Raw genomic sequence first — 20,392 nt, forward strand, 5'->3', positions numbered from 1 at the left:
AGATGTCTAAACGCAGCATACTTCACATGTTTGATCCCATGCCGAACAACAGCCCGTTCGACATCAATATGGCGTTAGACGCCGGATTCGATGTGTTGATGCCCTATTCGAACGTTAAACTGGAAAACATCCAGACTCTAACCCAAGACGCGATATTTTCCCGCAGCCCGTCCGGAACCAAAAAAACCGGCATTTTCATCGGCGGCCGCGACATCGGCATGGCAATCGACATGTTGCAAGCGACCAAGCCGGCCATGATGCCGCCGTTCCAGGTTTCGGTGTTTGCTGACCCGAGCGGCGCATTTACAACCGCGGCAGCTTTAGTGGCCTGCGTTGAAAAAGTATTGATTCAATATCACGGTAAAACCCTGAAAGACTGCAAAGCAATGGTATTCGGCGGTACCGGTCCGGTCGGCATAGCGACAGGGGTTCTCTGTTCGTTGGAAGGCGCTGAAACGACTTTGATCGATCACCTATCGGTTGACACTGCAACGGATGCCGCCAAACAATACAACCGCCGCTTTGGTGCCAACATGACCGGTGCAGCAGCCCGTAACGACGCGGAAAAAATCCAATTGCTGGAAGGAGCCGATATCGTATTTTGTACCGCCAAAGCGGGCATACGCGTCTTGAGCGCAGCCGTGCTGGGACAAACCCAACATTTGAAAGTTGCGGGAGACGTCAACGCGGTTCCGCCGGCAGGCATCGAAGGCATCAACAGCAACGACATGGCCGTACCGTTGGTACATGCCGTACAGGCGCCAAATGCTTTAGGGGTAGGTGCACTAGCAATTGGCAATCTGAAATACCGCTTGCAACACGAGTTACTAAAATCAATGCTGGAAGTCGAAATGCCGGTTACGATTGATTTTAGAGAAGCGTTCAGAAAAGCCCGCACCTTAGTCTGACGACTACTATTAGAAACCCGCTGCCGGTCTGGGCAGCGGGTTTTCAAAACGATTCGAAATAATTGAATTTCAAAGCCAAACGAGTTAACTCCACATCGTTTTTGACTTTCAATTTGGAATACAAGCGGTATCGGTAAGTATTGACCGTCTTATCGCTTAATGCCAAAGCCCCGGCGATTTCCTGAATACTTTTGCCCCTAAGTATCATTTGCGTCACTTCGGCTTCGCGTTGAGAGAGTTGAAAAAACGGGGAGATCTCTTCGCTTTCGATGGCTTCGAATACCAGATTACTGGCAACCTCTTGGCACAAATAACGTTTACCGTCCATCACCGTCCTGATTGCCGCCACCATTTCGCTGACCGGAGAAGCCTTGGAAACAAACCCACCTACCCCTAATTTCAGCAATTGGTGCGGCACCGGCCCACCGTTGTGTACCGACAAGCCAATGATTTTTACTTTAGGAAAGCGCATTAAAATTCGCCGGCACGCCTCGAAACCACCCATGCCCGGCATATTGACATCCATCAACACCACGTCCGGCAAGGTATCCTCGACCTGTTTCAACGCCTTTTCCCCGCAATCGCATACCGCAACCACAGAAATGTCCTCGACAGCGTTTAACAAAGCTTCGATACCACTTCTTACCAATTCATGATCATCAACAAGCAGTACCCTAATCATACGTCCCAAGGTCCCTAATATTGGCTACAGTTTCCCAAATTTAACGGCATTTAGCAAAACTTCAAAGCCCTATCGCCCTGCCCCGTACCACGGAAATTCTCAGCCGCCCGCTTAAACGGTAAAATATAGCTTTTTCGCTTCGGAACTGTCTACCAACATGCGCACCTCACAATTTCCGCTCAGCACCGTCAAAGAAACACCCGCCGATGCCGAGATCGCCAGCCACAAACTCATGATCAGAGCCGGCTTGATCCGCAAATTGGCCGCCGGCATTTACACTTGGCTGCCGCTCGGCCTGCGCGTGTTGCGCAAGGTCGAACAAATCACCCGGGAAGAAATGACCAAAGCCGGCGCTTTAGAGTTGTTGATGCCCGCCCTGCAGCCCGCCGAACTATGGCAAGAAACCGGCCGCTGGGAAAAATACGGGCCGGAATTGGCCCGCCTGCAAGATAGACATCAACGGGATTTCTGCTTGGGCCCAACCCACGAAGAAATCATTACCGACATAGCCCGTAACGAGCTAAAAAGCTATAAGCAGCTGCCGGTTACTTATTATCAGATTCAAACCAAATTCCGCGACGAAATACGTCCCCGCTTCGGCGTGATGCGTTCGCGCGAATTCGTCATGAAAGACGCTTACTCGTTTCATTTGGACCAAGCGTCGCTGCAGCAAACCTACGACGTGATGTATCGAACCTACAGCAACATCTTTAAGCGCTTCGGCTTGAAATTCCGCGCGGTGATGGCCGACTCCGGCGCCATCGGCGGCGCGGTATCCCATGAATTTCACGTTCTGGCCGATTCCGGCGAAGACGCCATTGCTTTTTCCGATGCCGGCGACTATGCCGCCAACGTCGAAAAAGCCCAAGTACACCGGCCGGTATTTAATCGCGCCCACCCCACCTTGGAAAAAACCGCCGTGGAAACCCCGGGCAAAAAAACCATCGCCGAAGTCTGCGAATTCTTGGGGGTAGCCGCCGACAAAATCCTGAAAACCCTATTGGTGGTAGCCAAACACTACGACGAGAGCACGGAGCAGTACAAAGACAGCTATGTCATGCTGCTGATGCGCGGTGACCATGAAGTAAACGAAGTCAAATTGCAGAAAATCATCGGCGACTTCCGTTTCGCTCATGACGAAGAAATCGAGCAAAAATTTCATTGCCGCCCCGGTTATATCGGCCCGATCTTCGAAGCCGGCAAAGGCTTCGCCGGCCAAATCGTCGCCGACTTCGCCGTCGAAAACCTGAGCGATTTCGTCTGCGGCGCCAACCAAGCCGGCTACCACTTAACCGGCATCAACTGGGAGCGCGATTGCAAATTACCCGGCGATTGCTGGCACGACATCCGCCAAGTAGTCGACGGCGACCCCAGCCCGGACGGTAACGGCAAGCTGACCATCGCCCGTGGCATAGAGGTAGGCCATATTTTCCAGCTCGGCAGTAAATACAGCGAAGCGATGCAGGCGGCCGTGGTCAACGAAGCCGGCAAAAACCAAACCATGATCATGGGCTGCTACGGCATCGGCATCTCGCGCGTGGTGGCTGCGGCGATAGAACAAGGCCACGACGAACGCGGCATCATCTGGCCGAACGAATTGGCGCCGTTTCAAGTCGCGATTTGTCCGATGAATATGTACAAATCCGACCGCTTGATCGACACCGTCGAAAAAATCTACAACGACCTGCTGGCGGCGGGAGTCGAGGTACTGCTGGACGACCGCAAAGTCCGGGCCGGTTTTATGTTCTCGGACATGGAATTGATCGGCATTCCGCACCGTTTGGTGGTTGGCGACCGCGGCTTGGACAACGGTACCGTCGAATACCAAGGCCGCACGGATACCGAAAGCCAGGAAGTGCCGTTCGACCACATCGTCGATTTTATCAAGCAGAAACTGGCCTGACGTCAGCGCCCTTTCGAGCAGGACTACGAAGGGGCCGTATTATTTTCAGAAGGTATATCAATGTCTACAGCTTGGGCCGGCGGTGCGGACGCCATCGCCGAACGCATGGAAAAAATGACCGAGCTTTTCGTGGCCGAAACCCGCAAGAATATGTACAGCGGCGTTTCGGCCACGCACTGCGAAGAATGCGGAGAGCCGATACCGGAAGCGCGCCGTCAAGCAATCGCTTGTAAATATTGCCTGACGTGCCAGACTGCATTGGAAAAAGGCGGTTGACGCTCCGTCCCCGCCACATGCAGTCGCCCCAACCCCTTTAACCTAAGGGGTCAACACGATTTTTCTAACGCCGGGTTCAGCCGCGCGGGCAAAGGCTTGCCGTCCTTGTTGCAACGAATAGCAACCGTCTATCATGCTTTGCACCGGCAGGGTACGCCGTGCCAAGCACTGCACCGCCAAATCCATAGGTCCGCAACGCGAGCCGAGCAGCCTGATCTCGTTGACCACCAAAGGACTCAAGTCGACAGCCTCGCCGCCGGCAAAGGTACTTTTCAACAGCAATATTCCGCGCGGCTGCAAGAGGCGTAGCGCTTGCCGCAACCCTTCCGGGCTGCCGCTCGCGTCTACCACGCATGTTTGGCTGCAATCGTCCGGATCGCTGACCAACACGGTGTCCAATTGCCAGCTTTTCGGCAACGCCAGCGACGCTTCGTTCCTGCCCGCAACTGTCAGGCTATATCCAGCCTCGGCCAACACCCAGGCAATCAACAAACCCAAGCGTCCGGGGCCCAAGACTAGAACACGCTCGACGTCCAACCCGTCAAGCTGCTGCAAGACGCGTAAGGCCGCTGCCAACGGCTCGGCAAATACGGCCTCCAGGTCCGGCACGCTTTCGGGTAACGCATACAGATTGACCACCGGCAAACTGAAATAGTCGGCGAAAACCCCGTCTTTACCGCGTATCCCCAACACCCGCCGCTGCCGGCAATGTTCGGGACACGCGGTTCGGCAAGCTTGGCATTGCCGGCAGCCGATATTGATAGCACCGACCACTCGCTGACCGACCCAATCCCGATGTTCGGGATCTCGCACTTGTTCGACCACGCCGACAAACTCGTGCCCCGGCACGCCCTTAAACCCGGCGTATCCGCGGCAGAGTTCCAAATCGGTCGCACAAATGCCCGTCAACAAAGGCCTGATCAAGGCTTCTCCCGGCTGTAACCAGGGCTGTGCAAGATCGCGACGAAACGACAAGCCTTGTTCCAAATATAATCCGCGCATGGTTAAGCTAACTCCGCGCCGGCGTAAATGGCGCCCTAAAACGGCGTAAACCGGCTACATTAGTATTTTTATCGAAAGCATACGACCTATGAGCCCTAGCAAACCCGACTCAACTTGTGACGCACTGGACCAATTCCTGGCTACGCCTCTGGACGCATGGTTTGCCGGGCGTCCGCCCGAACAAACCGAACCAATAAACTTGGATCTGTTTCGGCGTTGTGCGACCCAGGTCCCAGCCTATCGGGATTTTCTCACTCGCCACGGCGTTCAGCCAGAGGCAATCCGCACGGCACAAGATTTTCACCGGTTGCCGTTAATGGGCAAACAAGACTACATGCACGCTTATCCCTTGCCGCAACGTTGTTTAGGCGGCAGTTTGGCCGGTTCCGACCGCATCGCCGTCTCTTCGGGTTCCACCGGCTCACCGACGTTTTGGCCACGCTCGGCCGCCTTCGAGGCAGACGTCGCGGTACGATTCGAACAAGTATTCGCCGACAGTTTCCAGGCCGGCCGGCGTAGCACCTTAGCTATAGTCTGCTTCGCGCTGGGCAACTGGGTAGGCGGCTTGTTCACTACTTCGTGCTGCTGGCATTTGGCGCGCAAAGGTTATCCGCTGTTAGTCGCCACGCCGGGCAACAACAAAGCCGAAATCTTTCGGGTCGTGCGCGAACTGGCGCCGCAGTTCGAACAATTGGTGCTGTTGGGATATCCGCCGTTCATCAAAGACGTCGTCGATGCCGGCACCGTGGAAGGCATTCGTTGGAGCGACTACCAACCCAAGCTGGTGTTCGCCGGCGAGGTATTCAGCGAAGAATGGCGCAACCTGGTCTACGCGCGCATCGGAGCCAAGCAACCTTGTTTCGATTCAGCCTCGCTCTACGGCACGGCCGACGGCGGGGTACTGGGCAACGAAACCCCGTTTAGCATCGCGATCAGGCGCTGGCTGGCCAACAATCCGCAGGCTGCGCGGGATCTGTTCGGCGAATCCCGTTTGCCGACGTTGGTACAGTTCGACCCGTGCAGCCGCTATTTTGAAACTGCTGAGGGCACCTTGGTCGTCAGCGGCGAGAACAGCGTGCCTTTGCTACGCTACCACATCGCCGACAAGGGCGGAGTGATCCAATTCGCCGAGATGTGGACGTTTTTGCGCGCTCAGGGAGTAAACACTTGCGCCGATCTGGGGTTGCCGACCGACTACACGCCGCGTTCTTTGCCCTTCGTATTCGTGTTCGGTCGCGCCGACTTTACCGTATCGTTTTACGGCGCCAATATTTATCCGGAAAACGTCACAGTCGGCTTGGAACAAGGGGAAATACCCGGTTGGACCAGCGGCAAATTTGTATTGGAGGTAAAAGAAGACGCGGAAGGCGACAAATTATTACATGTCGCAGTGGAGTTGTTGCCGGCTGTGCAAGCCGATCCGACACTGGCGGCAGCGATAGCCGAGTCCGTAAAAATTCAATTGCTGCGCCTGAACAGCGAATTTGCCAACTACACGCCGCCGGAACGGCAAATGCCTGAGGTGACTTTACACAACTTTTCCGACCCGGAATATTTTCCGGCCGGCGTTAAACATCGTTATACGCGAAAATCCTAAAATCGGGAGGTCGTATGGCGTTTGCCGGCAGTTGCGCGCAACTGTCGGCAAACCTCCCCGAGTTATTTACCCAATATTTCCGGACGCGTGGTTTCTACCAGGGCAGCCGCTTCGGCAATCAATTCTGCGGGAACGTTCAGCTCTTGCAAGGTAGCCCCCAGGTGCTCCATAACGATGTCGAAATGCGAGTCGTTCAGACCCATTTTCACCAGACGCGCGTGCCCATCGCGCAACGAACGGCCGCTGTAGTTATTCGGCCCGCCCATTGCAACCGTCATGAACGCTTTGAGGTGTTCGACTTGTTTCGCCATATCGGTTTTGTCGAAAAAGCGGTTGATGCGGTAATCGTCCAACACTTTATGGTAGAACACGTCCACCGCCGCGTTAACCGCCGCTACACCACCGATACGCTCGAACAACGAGTCTTGCGCTACTTCACTCATACTTACCCTCTAAAATTATTGTTATCGTTAAAGTGAAACTCGTCCCGCTCAACGTCAAAAAATTCTTAAACGCCACGGACGAATTGGTGCGGCTACGCCGGTAAGCCATTGATAGGCAACCCGGCGTAATCGGGAGGGCATGATACTGCAAAACGATTTCGACCCAAAACCATTTTCACAGTATTGAAAATAAAATCCGGGCGATTAACGAATCGTCGCCAAACCACCCAGGTAAGGGCGTAATGCTTCGGGTACGCTAATCGAACCATCCGCGTTCTGGTAATTTTCCAGCACGGCGATCAAGGTTCGCCCGGCGGCCAACCCAGAGCCATTCAAGGTATGCACCAATTCCGGTTTACCGCTTGCCGGATTGCGCCAGCGCGCTTGCAGGCGGCGGGCTTGGAAATCCTTGAAGTTGCTGCAGGACGATATTTCCCGGTATTTTTGCTGACCGGGCAACCAGACTTCCAAATCGTAGGTTTTAGCGGAAGAAAACCCGGTATCTCCAGCGCACAGCAATACCTTGCGGTAAGGAAGATTCAACTTGCGCAAAATCGCTTCCGCATGTCCTGTCAGTTCTTCGTGAGCGCTTTCAGACTGCTCAGGCGTCGTGATCTGTACCAGTTCCACTTTCTCAAACTGGTGCTGACGTATCATGCCACGCACATCGCTGCCGTAAGCACCGGCTTCACTGCGAAAACACGGAGTGTGGCAGACAAATTTCAAAGGCATCTGTTTGGCGTCGACGATTACATCCCTAACAATATTGGTCACCGGTACTTCGGCGGTCGGGATCAGGTAAAAAGTCGGGTCGTTCTTGACCGTGAACAAATCCGCTTCGAACTTGGGCAACTGTCCTGTACCGCGCAAGCTGTCGGCGTTAGCCATAAACGGCACGTAGGTTTCCTGATAGCCGTGTTCGTTGACATGAGTATCCAGCATCAGCTGAATAATCGCGCGCTGCAAGGTGGCTAATGGTCCGGCCAACACGACAAAGCGGGCGCTGGCAATCTTGGCCCCCAACTCGAAATTCATCCCTAAAGGCTCGCCTAAATCGACGTGATCTTTCGGCTGAAAATCGAACTGCGGCAATTCGCCCCAGCGACTGACTTCTATATTGTCTTGCTCGCTGTTACCGTCCGGCACCGAGACGTCCAATATGTTGGGAATGCCTTCCATCAGCGCATTCAAGCGGTTTTGCAGGTCAGCCAATTCCGATTCGGCGGCTTTTAACTGATCGCCCAAGTCCTGCACCTGATCCAACAAGGGTTGTATATCTTCGCCTTTGGCTTTGGCTTGGCCTATCGCTTTGGAACGGCTGTTGCGTTCGTTCTGTAAGTCCTGGGTTTTAACTTGAATGTCCTTACGGCGCGTTTCTAACGCCAAATACGCGTCGGCTTGGAACGCGAACTTGCGGCGTGCCAATTGTTGTTGAACCTGTTCCAGTTCGCTACGGAATAAACGAGGGTCTAGCATGAGTCTGATTGAGTAATTGAAAAAACTAATCGGCGCGCACTAGCACACCGAGCTTGACGAATCCCGGCTTAAACCGGCGTTCAGTATCGAAAAAAATGTTCGCGGTAATATTTCAACTCGGCGATGGATTCCAAAATATCATCCAAAGCCTTATGCGATGCCTGTTTACGCAAGCCGTCTTTAAGATGCGGCGCCCAGCGCCCGACCAACTCCTTTACCGTCGACACGTCTAAATTGCGATAGTGAAAGAAAGTTTCCAATTTCGGCATATAGCGGTATAAAAACCGCCGGTCCTGACAAATACTATTGCCGCACATCGGCGACGCGCGGGCCGGCAACCATTGCTCCAAAAACGCTAGAGTTTGTGCTTCGGCGCTTGCGTCGTCGAATTGCGATTCCCTAACGCGTTGAATCAAACCGGATTCGCCGTGATGCTTTTGGTTCCAATCGTCCATAGCCGCCAAGGCTTCTTCCGCTTGATGCACGGCCAACACCGGGCCTTCCGCTAAAATATTCAATTGCTTGTCGGTCACTATCGTGGCAATTTCGATGATCAGGTCATTGTCCGGATCCAACCCGGTCATCTCCAGGTCTATCCATATCAGGTTGTCAGCATCCCGAGCCATTTTTTTCCTTTACTTATTTTGATGTTGCGGCAAATTGTAGCATTAGCTAATCTGTGCCGCTAATCGCAACCCTACAATCGTATATAGCTTAATGAATACCTTTACCGTCATTTTCTTGGTCGCACTGGCGATTTCTTACGGTCTGCATTTTTGGCTGTCGGCCCGACAGAAATATTATGTCGCCGCACACCGCGAACAGGTCCCGCCGGCTTTTTGCGAGCGCGTCACGCTGGCAGCCCACCAAAAAGCCGCTGACTATACGATAGAAAAAAGCAAACTGGGCGATCTGGACAGCATCGTCGGCATTCTATTCTTACTGGCATTAACGCTAGGCGGCGGGATTAGTTTGGTGTTCGAATTCTGGTCCACCTTCGATCTTTCGCCCATGGTTGCCGATTTACTGGCCATGGCCGGCATTTTCTTACTGATGACTGTCGTAGAAATTCCGTTCAGCCTCTATCAAACCTTCGTCATCGAGGAAAAATACGGCTTCAATAAGAATACCTTGGCCCAGTTCGTCAAAGACCAGTTTCTATCAATCGCTTTGACGTTGGGCCTGGGCGGTCCGATCCTAGCGTTGATTTTGTGGGTCATGGACAGCATAGGCAGTTTGTGGTGGCTGTACGCCTGGGCCATTCTGCTGAGCTTTTCGCTATTGATGAGCTGGCTGTTCCCTACTTTGATTGCGCCGTTATTCAACAAATTCACGCCGATGCAGGACGGCAGTTTGAAAGACCGCATTCAAAATCTGTTGCAACGCTGCGGTTTCAACAGCAACGGTATTTTCATCATGGACGGTTCCCGCCGCTCCGGCCACGGTAACGCTTATTTCACCGGTTTGGGCAACAACAAGCGCATCGTGTTTTTCGATACCTTGGTGGAGTCTTTGGACGAAGAAGAACTGGAAGCGGTATTAGCGCACGAACTAGGCCATTTCAAATGCAAACACGTGATCAAAATGTTGGCCGCCTCGTCGCTGATGACCTTGATCAGTTTCGCGCTGCTGGGCTGGCTGATTGGTCAAAACTGGTTCTTTGCAGGACTGGGCGTGTCCACTCAATCCAACGCGGCCGCTTTGTTGCTGTTTATGCTGGTTTCTCCGGTGTTCACCACCTTCATGCAACCTATCAGCGCCTATTTTCAACGCAAATTCGAATTCGAAGCCGACGAATTCGCCACCCGCCATGCGCAAGGCCGCAAAATGATCAGCGGCCTAGTCAAGCTTTACGAGGAAAACGCCAGCACGCTGACCCCCGACCCTTTGTATTCGGCATTTCACTATAGCCATCCGCCGGCGGCAATCCGCATCGCCCACATCGAACAAAAAATGCAGTCCGCCTGATGTCGGCCCTGCTCGAAGGGCTGGTGGTCTCCCACTTGGGCAAAGGCATTGCCGTCGAAGTGGGAGAACGTACCTTGTTATGCCAAACCTTGCGCAAGCTGGATACCGTAGTGGTCGGCGACCGAGTGCTGCTATCGCAGCAGACTCCGGAACAAGGCCGCATCGAACGGATAGTGGCCCGCCGTTCGGTACTGCAACGTCCCAGCCGCGGCGATCAAGTCCGTCCGGTGGCCGCCAATCTGGATACGATATTCATCGTATTCGCCGCCGAACCGGAATGCGACTTTTTACTGTTGGACCAATATTTGGCAATCTGCGAAAACTGTAATATCGACGCGGCACTGGTGTTAAATAAAATCGATCTGGGTTTGAGCGAAAATACCGAACGGGAATTAAACACCTATACCGGCCTGAATTACCGCCTATTCCGGGTGAGCGCCCGCCAACAAATAGGCCTGGAGCACATTCGACATGCGCTTCGCGGCCAAACCGGCATGTTCGCCGGTCAATCCGGGGTAGGAAAATCGTCTCTGACCAACGCCTTGCTGCCGGATAAGCGTTTAAAAATCAATAGCGTCTCGGAAACCACCCGCCACGGCCGCCATACCACTACTGCCGCAACCCTGTACCACTTGCCTAGCGGCGGCGATCTCATCGACAGTCCCGGCGTGGCGATCTTCGGTTTGGCCGGTTTGTCGGAAGCGCAACTGGCCTGGGGTTACCGCGAGTTCCAACCCTTTATCGGCCGATGCCGCTTCAACGACTGCCGCCACGTCAACGACAAAGACTGCGCGGTCCGCTCCGCAGTCGATACCGGACACATTTCGGCCAGCCGTTATCAGCGTTTTCTGAAATTACGCGACAAAATGCCGCCGGCTAACCGCAACGGCTAAATCACCTTCGCCGCTTGCAAATCGGCATGGTAAGACGACCTGACCAACGGAGCGCTAGCAACCTGCGCAAAGCCCAACCGGTAGGCAATCTCCGCGTAGCGACGAAATTGTTCGGGATGCACGTATTCTTTAACCGCTAAATGCGCTTTGCTCGGTTGCAAATACTGGCCGATAGTCAACATGCTGCAACCGTGAGCCAACAAGTCTTGTAACACCTCGACCACTTCGGCTTCGCTCTCGCCTATACCCAGCATCAAACCGGATTTGGTCGGCACTTGCGGCAGCAAGCGCTTGTGCTCCTGCAACAATTGTAGAGAGCAATGATAGTCGGCTCCCGGCCGCGCTTCAGGATACAAGCGCGGTACGGTTTCCAGATTATGGTTGAATACATCGCACGGCTGAGCCTGCAGTATCGGCAAAGCGACCGCTAAGCGGCCACGAAAATCCGGGGTGAGAATTTCCACCGTGGTGTGCGGACTGTGCCGGCGTATTGCGGCAATGCAGGCGGCAAAATGACCTGCCCCGCCGTCGCGCAAATCGTCGCGGTTAACCGAAGTGACTACCACGTATTTCAAAGCCAGGGCTGCAACGGTTTTTGCCAAATTGGCCGGCTCGTCCTGATCCGGGGGCAACGGTCTACCGTGTGCCACGTCGCAGAACGGGCAGCGGCGGGTGCACAAATCGCCCATAATCATGAAAGTAGCCGTGCCGTGACCGAAACACTCGCTCAAGTTAGGGCAGGCGGCTTCCTCGCAAACGGTATGCAAGCGATTTTCCCGCAACGTTTGCTTGATCTGATTGACTTTGTCGCCGCTCGGCAATTTCACCCGAATCCAATCCGGCTTACGCAGCACGCTATCGGGTTTTTCCACCCTGATGGGAATTCGCGACAATTTGTCGGCATTGCGTTGGTGAGTGTCGGGCGTAGAGCGGGAAGGAGCGGTCAATTTCATGATTCGATAGCCTCGATCAGATGATGCACGACCGGCACAGCCAGTTCGTGAGTTTTGATGCACACGCCTAAATCGGCCAATTGGGTGACTTGCATGCCGACATAACCACAGGGATTGATCCGGCTAAACGGGGTCAAGTCCATAGCGTTGTTCAAACTCAATCCGTGGTAGCAACAGCCACGCCGTATTCTAAGTCCTAAGGCGCCGATTTTGTGTCCCTGCACATACACGCCCGGCGCATCGGCGCGCGCTTCGCCGCTGATTCCGTATTGGGCCAGCGTCGCAATCATCGCCTGTTCCAGTACGCTGACCGCCCGCCGGGGCCCCCACGACAAGCGCCGCAAATCGGCCAACAGGTAAACCACCAATTGGCCCGGACCGTGATAAGTCACTTGCCCGCCGCGATCGCTTTGCACCAATGCCACATCCCCGGCAGCCAACGCGTGTTCCGGCTTGCCGTTGAGCCCTAAGGTGTAGACCGGCAAATGCTCGGTAACCCAAATTTCATCGTTGCTATCGGGACCGCGCCGGTCGGTGAACTGCTGCATGTCTTGCCAGACCGTTCGATAATCCGTCAAGCCCAATTGCCTGACCAGAGTGGATGCGTTCACCCGGCTTAAAGCGCCATCAACACGTCGGGATGGTCCACCAAGCCTTGATAAATGGCATCCAATTGCGCACGGCTGGTCGCTTCTATCATGACGGTGACCGAAACATACGTGCCGCCTTTACTCGGACGACTGCTGACCGCGCCTTCGTGGATGTCGGCCACGTGGCGGCGCACGATTTCGACCACTACGGCATCGAAGCCCGGGCTGCTCTTACCGACCGCCTTTATCGCGAACCGGCAGGGAAATTCCAGCAAACTTTCTGTTTCGCTCATACTAAGGACTGCTTGAACTGCTGCAACAATTGATCCATGCGGAAAAACAGCGGGCCGGGTTTGCCGTCGCCTACCGGCATGCCGTCGATTTCAACCACCGGCACGACTTCCCGGGTGGAGCTTGCCACCCACACTTCGCTGGCATCTTGCAGGGCTTCGACGGCGATAACGTCCTCCCGGTAAGCGATACTGTTAGCCGCGGCCAATTCCAAAATCACGTCGCGGGTAATGCCTGACAAAATTTCGTGGTTCTTGGGCGGCGTGATCAATTCCCCATCGATCACCGCAAACAAATTGCTGGCAGCGCCTTCGGTGACATAACCGTTACGTACCAAAATCGCTTCTTCGCAGTCCTGATCCAAAGCTTCTTGCCGCATCAAGATGTTGGCCAACAAGGTAATCGCTTTGACATGGCATAACTGCCAGCGAATATCGTCCACGGTAATCGCTTTAATTCCCGCTACCCGCCCCGGAAAGGCTTTGATCTCGTTACACATCGCGAATATGGTCGGTACCATAGGATGCGGAAATCCGTGATCTCGCTTGGGTGCGTATCCGCGGGTAATTTGCAAGTAGACGGACTGGTCTTTGTCCTGTTCCAGCAGCGGCTGAAAAATCGCCTGCCATTCCGTCGCGGTTTTGGTAAGCTCCAACCGTATCGCCCGCAAGCTGTTATTCAAACGAGTGACGTGTTCCTCCAAGCGAAACAGGCGGCCGCGATATACCGGAATCACTTCGTAAATGCCGTCTCCGAACAAAAAGCCGCGATCGAGTACCGACACTTTGGCCTGGGCCAACGGCAAATATTCGCCGTTCAAATAGACGGTATCGCTCATCAACGCTCCAAAAATACCAAAGCGGCGTCGTACAATCGGCGGAAAAAGCTGCCTTCAGCGACATCTTCCATGGCTACCAACGGTTTGGTCAACACGGTTTCGCCGTTTAAAGTGACTATCAAGCTGCCGACCGTGTCGCCTTTTTTCAACGGTGCTATCACCACTTTATCCAATTGGCTTTCCGGTTTTAATTCGTTGAAATGCTTGCGCGGAGCAGTGACGTAGACGTCCTCACCCACCCCAACCGGCAACAGGGATTTTTCGCCTTTGCGCACCCGGGTTTCGGTTAACGGGGTACCGGCTTGATACAACCTATGCGTTTCGAAAAACCGAAAACCGTAGTTCAACAGCGATTGGCTTTCGTTAGCCCGCGCATTGGGACTGGCAGTACCCATGACCACCGAAATCAAGCGCATGTCCTCCCGCTTGGCGGAGGCCACCATGCAATAGCCGGCATCGTCGGTGAAACCGGTTTTCAAGCCGTCCACCGACGCGTCGCGCCACAACAGCAAATTCCGGTTGGTTTGAGTGATACCGTTATAAGTGAATTCTTTTTGCGAATCCCAGCGGTAAAATTCCGGAAAGTCGCGAATCACAGCCTGCGCCAGCAAGGCCAGATCGTGGGCACTACTGTAATGGTTGGGACTCGGCAAACCGGTCGCATTCTCGAAGTGGCTGTTGACCATGCCCAAGCGCGCCGCTTGTTCGTTCATCATGTCGGCAAAGGTTTGCTCGCTGCCGGCCACGTGCTCGGCCAGTGCGACGCTGGCGTCGTTGCCCGATTGAATGATCACGCCTTGCAGTAAATCTTCCACCGAGACTTGTTTGTTGACCTCGATAAACATTTTGGAACCGCCGGTCTGCCAGGCGTTTTGACTGACGGTCACTTTTTCGTCCAGGGTCAGATGGCCGGATTTCAGTTCGCGAAACACCACGTAAACCGTCATGATCTTGGTCAAACTTGCCGGGGATACCCGTTTATCCGGATCTTTTTCGGCTAACACACGGCTGCTGTTGAAATCCATCAAAAAGTAACTGCTGCCGGCAATGCTAGGCGGAGCGGGAGTAAAAGCCGGACCGGCGGCCCGGGCCGGCGCGGATAACAAAAATAACAGGCCCAGAAAAAATGCAGCCGCTGAAGACAAAGACAACTTCATGATTACCATTGGTTAGTCGTTCCGAGAATTTGCATTGTAACACCGTAGCGGCCCACCCCCATAACAGCGGACGTGCCGCGCCAGCTTTAAAACCCTTAATTTAAGCCGTACAGGCGATTAAAAACCGCCCGAAAGCCTCGGCCATTTGCGGCAATACAGCGAGCAAGCGATGATCGGCATCCAACATATGCAACACCGCGCGGTGGGTCCGACAGAATCGCCAGGCGTGCTCCGGCGGTACCACCTCGTCTTGCCAGCCGTGAAAAACTTCTATTCGCGACGTATAGGGTTCGAAGGTTTGGCAGGTATAGCCCGGCAGATAGAAGGCCGGCGCGATTAGAAATAATCCTGCGGGCTTGATGTGCGTCGCCGCCACTGTGGCGACGTAAGCGCCCATGCTGGATCCCGCCAGCACGATACGCTCGTAACCGGACAAATCCATATTCAGCAACTGCCGCACCCGCCAGTCGGGATCATTGCTGACTTGATAATCCGGGCTGATAAACGCATATCCGTGCGTCTTGGCGATGCTCGCCAGGGCCAAGGCTTTTTCGCCCCACGGAATGCTGTCCTTGCCGTGATTGTAAATCACCAAATTTTGCATAGCGACCGCCTAATGATGATTAATGAACCTCTCGCCCTACCCTGCTCCGCTCGGATTGCCTCAATTGCCACGTAAGCGGGCGATTAACAAATCGGCGACCCGGCGAGTGGCGCCTTGGTTGCGCAGCACAAAAGCCTTGGCGGTCGCGGCCAGTTTATCGCGGTAATCGGCGTCCCGGTAAATCCGCAAAACGGCGGCGGCCAGTTGCTGAGCATCCGCACATTGCACGACCGCCTGCTCGGCCAACAATCGTTCGGCGATATCCTGGAAGTTAAACATTTGCATGCCGAACAACACCGGAACGCCCACCAACGCCGGTTCCAATACGTTATGCCCGCCTACCGGCACCAGACTACCGCCGACGAAGGCAACATCCGCCGCGGCGTACAACATTTTCAGTTCGCCCATGCTATCGGCCAAGTACACGTCAGTTTCGGCCGCTACGGTTCGCGCCGAACTGCGCGTCACCACCGCCAGCCCCTGTTCCTGCGCCACCCGCTCGACGGCGTGGAAACGCTCGGGATGCCGCGGAGCGATCATTAACAGCAATTCGGGAATTTCCCGCTTCAGTCTGGGATAGATGTGCATCAACTGCGCTTCCTCGTCTTGATGCGTGCTGGCCAATATCCAAACGAAGCGACCTTTGAATTCGCTGCGTTTTAGCTGGCGACCTTTTTCTATCACCTCGGCGTCTATCGACACATCGAACTTCAAATTACCCAAAACCGCAGTGTTATCGGCCAAAGCGCCGATTTGCAGGAAATTTTGCCTATCGGCCTGGGTCTGGCAAGCGATTCCCGCCACCGTGGCCAGTGCAGATTGGCTTAAACTCGGCATTTTGCGATAGGCTGCCGCGGAGCGAGCCGACAAGCGGGCATTGACGATGAACAGGGGCACGGCGCGCCGACGGCAAGCGGCACAGATATTCGGCCAAAGTTCTTTTTCCATGAACACCGCGAGGCGCGGGCGAAAATGCCGTAAAAACCCGGTGATTATCCAAGGCAGATCGTAAGGCAGATACACGTGCTCGACGCTATCGCCCAATACGGCTTTGATTCGAGCGGATCCGGTCGGCGTCGTCGTCGTCACGACTAGGGGCAAGGCTGGCAATTCGGCCTGCAGCAGGCGTATTAAAGGAAACGCGGCTTCCGCCTCTCCCACCGATACGCAATGAAACCAAAGCGTAGGTCCGCGTGCGGGACCGCGGTAAATGCCCAGACGCTCCGCCCAACGCTCCCGATAGGCAGGCGCCTTGAATCCGCGCCAATACAAGCGAGCTAAGATTAGCGGCAAGGCTAGGGTAAATAAGCAGGTATAAAGCCTAAGCATAAAAGCTCGTGGAGTGTCTTCAGGAAATGCAAACCGGAAAACGATTGTAACAAACCCGCATCCGGTTCGCTCAGCGCAAGGACTTAATGGGTTTGCCGACAGGACTTTATATCGATTCGAGAAAAAAAGCCCGACTTGAACACGAGAGACCATTCAAGCCGAGGCTAAAGCGGGCAGATAACCAATTTAACAAAGCCATCCCTGGCGGTCGTCCTGACCATTCCGTCGAGCCTTCCTGAAGGCCGGTTGAGCCGGCCCGTCAACGATCGTAGTTAAGCGGACAAGCGCACTTTTTTACGTCCGCTAAAACCTAACAAACCCGCAAAAGCGCTACCGAACAGCCACGCGGCTGCGGGTAGCGGCACCGGCGCGGTCAGCGCGGTCGTAATATCCATGCGGTAGTTATCTACCCCGGCGTTCCATCTGGAGAAATCCACCCCGCCGAGATAAATGGTGTAAATCTGCCCGGCTTGCGCCAGGAAGGTGAATCCGGCAACCGCGTCGACGTTGTCGCTATAGCCGATATTGGTTAAGCCGGTAGTTCCGAACGGATTGTCCAAGGTGTAAGGCTTGGAGGCGTTATTCCAAGAACCGTGATGCACGTAATCGCCGGTATTGGTGTCCATGCCTTCGAAAACCGTGACGCCGAACTGGCTGTAGGTTGGCGATTGTAGCTGGCTCAATGCCGTCAGGTTGATCGTAACCCATTGCGTCACGTCCGACGAAATCAGACCGATGTCTGTTTGATGTTTCCAACCGGTGGGTCCGGTCGCGGTCGGATTGCCGTTGCCGTCTAATCCGGTATCGCGCCACGCGCCGCCGCCGGTATCGATTTCCGCGTCGAATCCGTATCTTGCCATGGAATCGGCGCCGGAGATTTGCGCCGTATCGCCTTCACCGCTGAGCTGTACCGCCCAATTCAAATGCGAAGAACCGGTATAGTCGAACGGCAGTTTATTACCGGTAGTACCCGCCCAAGGCAGGATCAAGCCGGAGTTACCTTTGCTTTCCGGTCCGGTACCGTAACCGTCGCCGTTGCTATCGGCGATTCGCGTCCAACCGTCGGTTGCGCTCTTGGCGGTGGTGGTAAAGGTGTTATACATGGTGGTCGAAGCTGCAGCGGAGCCGCTGGTGCAGACCAGCGCGGTGCCGGCGATCAGAGTGGAGATAGCTTTCGCTAAAGTAGTATTGGTCATATGGATTCCTACAAATGTGTTACGCGTACAGGGCCAATTCGTTCGATACTGCGGCCATTGCTTAGCGCTACGGATAACGCAACCCTTATGCCAAGTGATTTATACCTATGCGGCGCGGCTTCCAAGCCATGCCAGAACCTTACCCCCCAAGCCGAATAGGTGATTTCCCGCACTAAAATCCGGGCAAATAACACAGCTTACTTTACAAACAGCGCTAGCCGCCGGCAGCGAGTTTTAGCCGCCAGCGGTCATATTGCTGTCACATTGCTGCAATACGCTGTAGCGCAGATCGATGTAAGGACTTAAGCATGCGCGTTACCCATTCACCCCCAAACCGGAAAATCCGCCGCGTTATCGAATTCAGCGGCAACCAGCAAGCGGAGCCCGTGCATCCCTTGCTTGGCGCCATACCCGCCGCAGATTCGCAACGGTGACAAATGCTGATTTTGCCGCGCTTTAAAGCCCTGCTATTCCTGAATCACTTCTAGCGCTTACGGCTTTACTCCGCTCAATCCGTATGCCTGATTTTTAGTTTTTATTTGGACCCACCATTCATGATCGATGCCGAACGCATTTTGCAAGAAACCTATCCGGACGCTAATTGGGGAAAACACAACAAGTTAGTGATCAAAACGTTGCGAAAACTGTTGCACGAAGACGATTTCAACAACGTCATCCGCAAAAACCAGCATTTACGCGGTTATGCGTTCTTGGACAAATTATTGAATTATTTCGATTTCAGCTACCAAGTCAGCAGCAACTCCTATAACAACATCCCGGCCGAAGGCCGCTTGTTGATTGTCGCCAACCATCCCATAGGCACCTTGGACGGCTTGGCTTTAGTCAAGTTGATCCGTTCCGTTAGACCGGACGTGCGCATCGTCGCCAATCGGATATTGACTTACATGGAACCGTTGCAATCGGTATTTTTGCCGGTGGACGTATTGAGCGAAAAGAAAGCCTTCAAAGAAAGTTATAAAGCCATGCTGGACGCCTTGGAAAGCGAACAAGCCTTAATTATGTTCCCGGCCGGCGAAGTATCGCGCATCACCCCCAAAGGCATACGCGACGGCAAATGGCAAAGCGGATTCATCAAACTGGCGAAGAAAACCCGCTGCCCCATTTTGCCGGTACACCTGCAGGCCAAGAATTCGGCGTTGTTCTACAGCATGTCCACCTTGTACAAACCGTTAGGCACCATGCTATTGGTCAAAGAAATGTTTAACAAAAACGGCCAGGAGATCAAAATCAAAGTCGGCGCGCCGATTCCCTACCAAGCCATAGTCAACAGCGATCAGAGCGACAAGCAGCTTTGCCAAACATTTCGCAAGCACGTGTTGAATTTGGGCAAGAAAAACAAACTTGCCTTATTCGAAACCTTTGAAGCCGTTCAGCACCCGGCCGACGCCAAAGCGATCAAAAAAGCCTTGTACCAATCGCGCCTGTTAGGCGAAACCCGCGATAGAAAAAAAATCTTCTTATACCAATTTCAAGATGATTGCCCGGTAATGCAGGAAATCGGCCGCTTGCGGGAATTAACCTTTCGTACCGTCGAGGAAGGCACCGGCACGCCTACCGATATCGACAAATTCGACGTCTATTACAGCCACTTGGTACTGTGGGACGAAAACGACTTGGAAATCGTCGGCGCGTATCGGATAGGCGAAGGCCCGAAAATCATGGCAAGCCACGGCATAGACGGTTTCTATACCAGTACCTTATTCGATTTGACCAGCGAATTCGCCCGCTTCTTGCCCAACAGTCTGGAGTTGGGCCGCAGCTTCGTGCAACCGCGCTATTGGGGACAGCATAGCTTGGACTATTTGTGGTACGGCATCGGCGCTTATCTACGCGAGCAACCGGACATCAAATATTTATTCGGCCCGGTTAGCATCAGCAATGCCTACCCGCAATTGGCCAAGGAACTGATCATTGGATTCTACCGACAACAATTCGGTAGCGAGCTACCCAGTGCCAAAGCCAAGCAACCCTTTTTGCTGTCCGAACAATGCCGGCAATTCGCCGCCCAGGAATTTGCGGCCGACTATTCGACCAGCTTTAAGGTTTTAAACAGTGAGTTAAAAAAACTGGGAGTCAAAGTGCCTACCTTGTACAAGCAATATGTCGAATTGTGCGTGGACAAAGGCTGCCACTTCATCGATTTCAACATAGACCCCGACTTTAACAACTGCATCGATAGTTTGATCATGGTGGAAATAGACAAAATCGCACCGAAAAAGCGGCAGCGTTACATCGAAACCTCTTTGCACTAATAGCCCTAATAGC

At 54.0% G+C, this 20,392-nt stretch carries 20 protein-coding genes; 7 read left to right on the forward strand and 13 right to left on the reverse strand.

Going from position 1 to position 20,392, the window contains the following annotated elements:
* Positions 1-2: 2 nt before the first annotated feature.
* Positions 3-908: an NAD(P)-dependent methylenetetrahydromethanopterin dehydrogenase gene (locus AB0A83_RS14170; RefSeq protein WP_150049487.1), complete on the forward strand. Its 906-nt coding sequence runs from the start codon at positions 3-5 to the stop codon at positions 906-908.
* Between the two features lie 43 nt (positions 909-951).
* Here the strand turns inward: AB0A83_RS14170 and AB0A83_RS14175 are convergent, their stop codons facing one another.
* Positions 952-1,590, reverse strand: a complete 639-nt coding sequence (locus AB0A83_RS14175; protein ID WP_150049489.1) for a response regulator — start codon at positions 1,588-1,590, stop codon at positions 952-954.
* 157 nt (positions 1,591-1,747) lie between these two features.
* On the opposite strand from AB0A83_RS14175, the gene AB0A83_RS14180 reads away from it, so the two are divergent.
* Both AB0A83_RS14180 and AB0A83_RS14185 read left to right on the forward strand, forming a co-directional pair.
* On the forward strand, positions 1,748-3,493 hold the full coding sequence (locus AB0A83_RS14180) for a proline--tRNA ligase (protein WP_367154516.1): 1,746 nt from the start codon (positions 1,748-1,750) through the stop codon (positions 3,491-3,493).
* A gap of 60 nt (positions 3,494-3,553) precedes the next feature.
* Positions 3,554-3,769, forward strand: a complete 216-nt coding sequence (locus AB0A83_RS14185; protein ID WP_150049493.1) for a TraR/DksA C4-type zinc finger protein — start codon at positions 3,554-3,556, stop codon at positions 3,767-3,769.
* A gap of 42 nt (positions 3,770-3,811) precedes the next feature.
* On the opposite strand, the gene AB0A83_RS14190 is transcribed toward AB0A83_RS14185, so the two are convergent.
* A complete protein-coding gene (locus tag AB0A83_RS14190) occupies positions 3,812-4,771 on the reverse strand; it encodes an alcohol dehydrogenase catalytic domain-containing protein (protein WP_150049495.1) in 960 nt (319 codons plus the stop codon).
* 88 nt (positions 4,772-4,859) lie between these two features.
* Between AB0A83_RS14190 and AB0A83_RS14195 the strand changes: the two genes are divergently transcribed.
* On the forward strand, positions 4,860-6,368 hold the full coding sequence (locus AB0A83_RS14195) for a phenylacetate--CoA ligase family protein (RefSeq protein ID WP_367154517.1): 1,509 nt from the start codon (positions 4,860-4,862) through the stop codon (positions 6,366-6,368).
* Positions 6,369-6,430: 62 nt separating this feature from the next.
* On the opposite strand, the gene AB0A83_RS14200 is transcribed toward AB0A83_RS14195, so the two are convergent.
* The 3 genes from AB0A83_RS14200 to orn all read right to left on the reverse strand — a co-directional run bounded on the left by AB0A83_RS14200 (position 6,431) and on the right by orn (position 8,913).
* On the reverse strand, positions 6,431-6,811 hold the full coding sequence (locus AB0A83_RS14200; protein ID WP_150049499.1) for a group 1 truncated hemoglobin: 381 nt from the start codon (positions 6,809-6,811) through the stop codon (positions 6,431-6,433).
* 204 nt (positions 6,812-7,015) lie between these two features.
* Positions 7,016-8,287, reverse strand: a complete 1,272-nt coding sequence (serS, locus tag AB0A83_RS14205) for a serine--tRNA ligase (protein ID WP_150049501.1) — start codon at positions 8,285-8,287, stop codon at positions 7,016-7,018.
* A gap of 80 nt (positions 8,288-8,367) precedes the next feature.
* Complete coding sequence (orn, locus tag AB0A83_RS14210) at positions 8,368-8,913, reverse strand: oligoribonuclease (RefSeq protein WP_367154518.1); 546 nt, start codon at positions 8,911-8,913, stop codon at positions 8,368-8,370.
* Positions 8,914-9,004: 91 nt separating this feature from the next.
* On the opposite strand from orn, the gene AB0A83_RS14215 reads away from it, so the two are divergent.
* Positions 9,005-10,255, forward strand: a complete 1,251-nt coding sequence (locus tag AB0A83_RS14215; RefSeq protein ID WP_150049505.1) for a M48 family metallopeptidase — start codon at positions 9,005-9,007, stop codon at positions 10,253-10,255.
* Entirely contained in the window at positions 10,255-11,148 is an 894-nt protein-coding gene (gene rsgA, locus AB0A83_RS14220; protein WP_150049507.1) for a ribosome small subunit-dependent GTPase A, read from the forward strand. The genes AB0A83_RS14215 and rsgA overlap by 1 nt, the downstream gene beginning before the upstream one ends.
* On the opposite strand, the gene lipA is transcribed toward rsgA, so the two are convergent.
* From lipA to AB0A83_RS14260, 8 genes are all read right to left on the reverse strand, one after another.
* Complete coding sequence (lipA, locus tag AB0A83_RS14225) at positions 11,145-12,101, reverse strand: lipoyl synthase (RefSeq protein WP_367154519.1); 957 nt, start codon at positions 12,099-12,101, stop codon at positions 11,145-11,147. The two genes, rsgA and lipA, sit on opposite strands and share 4 nt — an antisense overlap.
* Positions 12,098-12,712, reverse strand: coding sequence for a lipoyl(octanoyl) transferase LipB (gene lipB, locus AB0A83_RS14230; protein WP_367154520.1), 615 nt, complete (start codon positions 12,710-12,712; stop codon positions 12,098-12,100). The genes lipA and lipB overlap by 4 nt, the downstream gene beginning before the upstream one ends.
* 5 nt (positions 12,713-12,717) lie before the next feature.
* The gene (locus AB0A83_RS14235) at positions 12,718-12,984 is read right to left on the reverse strand and encodes a DUF493 domain-containing protein (RefSeq protein ID WP_150049512.1); all 267 of its coding nucleotides are present in this window, start codon (positions 12,982-12,984) and stop codon (positions 12,718-12,720) included.
* A complete protein-coding gene (locus AB0A83_RS14240; RefSeq protein ID WP_150049514.1) occupies positions 12,981-13,820 on the reverse strand; it encodes a D-amino acid aminotransferase in 840 nt (279 codons plus the stop codon). Before AB0A83_RS14240 ends, AB0A83_RS14235 begins: the two co-directional genes overlap by 4 nt.
* The gene (locus tag AB0A83_RS14245) at positions 13,820-14,977 is read right to left on the reverse strand and encodes a D-alanyl-D-alanine carboxypeptidase family protein (RefSeq protein WP_150049516.1); all 1,158 of its coding nucleotides are present in this window, start codon (positions 14,975-14,977) and stop codon (positions 13,820-13,822) included. Before AB0A83_RS14245 ends, AB0A83_RS14240 begins: the two co-directional genes overlap by 1 nt.
* 100 nt (positions 14,978-15,077) lie before the next feature.
* The gene (locus tag AB0A83_RS14250) at positions 15,078-15,581 is read right to left on the reverse strand and encodes a YqiA/YcfP family alpha/beta fold hydrolase (protein ID WP_150049518.1); all 504 of its coding nucleotides are present in this window, start codon (positions 15,579-15,581) and stop codon (positions 15,078-15,080) included.
* Positions 15,582-15,641: 60 nt separating this feature from the next.
* Positions 15,642-16,910 carry a lipid IV(A) 3-deoxy-D-manno-octulosonic acid transferase gene (gene waaA, locus AB0A83_RS14255; RefSeq protein WP_367154521.1) on the reverse strand — a complete coding sequence of 423 codons (1,269 nt, stop codon included), beginning with the start codon at positions 16,908-16,910 and terminating at the stop codon, positions 15,642-15,644.
* A gap of 272 nt (positions 16,911-17,182) precedes the next feature.
* Positions 17,183-18,106, reverse strand: coding sequence for a VPLPA-CTERM sorting domain-containing protein (locus AB0A83_RS14260; RefSeq protein WP_367154522.1), 924 nt, complete (start codon positions 18,104-18,106; stop codon positions 17,183-17,185).
* A 554-nt stretch (positions 18,107-18,660) separates the two neighbouring features.
* Between AB0A83_RS14260 and AB0A83_RS14265 the strand changes: the two genes are divergently transcribed.
* Entirely contained in the window at positions 18,661-20,379 is a 1,719-nt protein-coding gene (locus AB0A83_RS14265) for a lysophospholipid acyltransferase family protein (RefSeq protein WP_367154523.1), read from the forward strand.
* The last annotated feature ends 13 nt before the right edge of the window (positions 20,380-20,392 follow it).

The organism is Methylomonas sp. HYX-M1, from assembly GCF_040741385.1.
Taxonomy (GTDB): Bacteria; Pseudomonadota; Gammaproteobacteria; order Methylococcales; family Methylomonadaceae; genus Methylomonas; species Methylomonas rhizoryzae.

Coding starts and splice junctions, on each gene's coding strand:
- AB0A83_RS14170 (WP_150049487.1), top strand. CDS start 3: ATGTCTAAACGCAGCATACTTCACATGTTTGATCCCATGCCGAACAAC.
- AB0A83_RS14175 (WP_150049489.1), bottom strand. CDS start 1,590: ATGATTAGGGTACTGCTTGTTGATGATCATGAATTGGTAAGAAGTGGT.
- AB0A83_RS14180 (WP_367154516.1), top strand. CDS start 1,748: ATGCGCACCTCACAATTTCCGCTCAGCACCGTCAAAGAAACACCCGCC.
- AB0A83_RS14185 (WP_150049493.1), top strand. CDS start 3,554: ATGTCTACAGCTTGGGCCGGCGGTGCGGACGCCATCGCCGAACGCATG.
- AB0A83_RS14190 (WP_150049495.1), bottom strand. CDS start 4,771: ATGCGCGGATTATATTTGGAACAAGGCTTGTCGTTTCGTCGCGATCTT.
- AB0A83_RS14195 (WP_367154517.1), top strand. CDS start 4,860: ATGAGCCCTAGCAAACCCGACTCAACTTGTGACGCACTGGACCAATTC.
- AB0A83_RS14200 (WP_150049499.1), bottom strand. CDS start 6,811: ATGAGTGAAGTAGCGCAAGACTCGTTGTTCGAGCGTATCGGTGGTGTA.
- serS (WP_150049501.1), bottom strand. CDS start 8,287: ATGCTAGACCCTCGTTTATTCCGTAGCGAACTGGAACAGGTTCAACAA.
- orn (WP_367154518.1), bottom strand. CDS start 8,913: ATGGCTCGGGATGCTGACAACCTGATATGGATAGACCTGGAGATGACC.
- AB0A83_RS14215 (WP_150049505.1), top strand. CDS start 9,005: ATGAATACCTTTACCGTCATTTTCTTGGTCGCACTGGCGATTTCTTAC.
- rsgA (WP_150049507.1), top strand. CDS start 10,255: ATGTCGGCCCTGCTCGAAGGGCTGGTGGTCTCCCACTTGGGCAAAGGC.
- lipA (WP_367154519.1), bottom strand. CDS start 12,101: ATGAAATTGACCGCTCCTTCCCGCTCTACGCCCGACACTCACCAACGC.
- AB0A83_RS14235 (WP_150049512.1), bottom strand. CDS start 12,984: ATGAGCGAAACAGAAAGTTTGCTGGAATTTCCCTGCCGGTTCGCGATA.
- AB0A83_RS14240 (WP_150049514.1), bottom strand. CDS start 13,820: ATGAGCGATACCGTCTATTTGAACGGCGAATATTTGCCGTTGGCCCAG.
- AB0A83_RS14245 (WP_150049516.1), bottom strand. CDS start 14,977: ATGAAGTTGTCTTTGTCTTCAGCGGCTGCATTTTTTCTGGGCCTGTTA.
- AB0A83_RS14250 (WP_150049518.1), bottom strand. CDS start 15,581: ATGCAAAATTTGGTGATTTACAATCACGGCAAGGACAGCATTCCGTGG.
- waaA (WP_367154521.1), bottom strand. CDS start 16,910: ATGCTTAGGCTTTATACCTGCTTATTTACCCTAGCCTTGCCGCTAATC.
- AB0A83_RS14260 (WP_367154522.1), bottom strand. CDS start 18,106: ATGACCAATACTACTTTAGCGAAAGCTATCTCCACTCTGATCGCCGGC.
- AB0A83_RS14265 (WP_367154523.1), top strand. CDS start 18,661: ATGATCGATGCCGAACGCATTTTGCAAGAAACCTATCCGGACGCTAAT.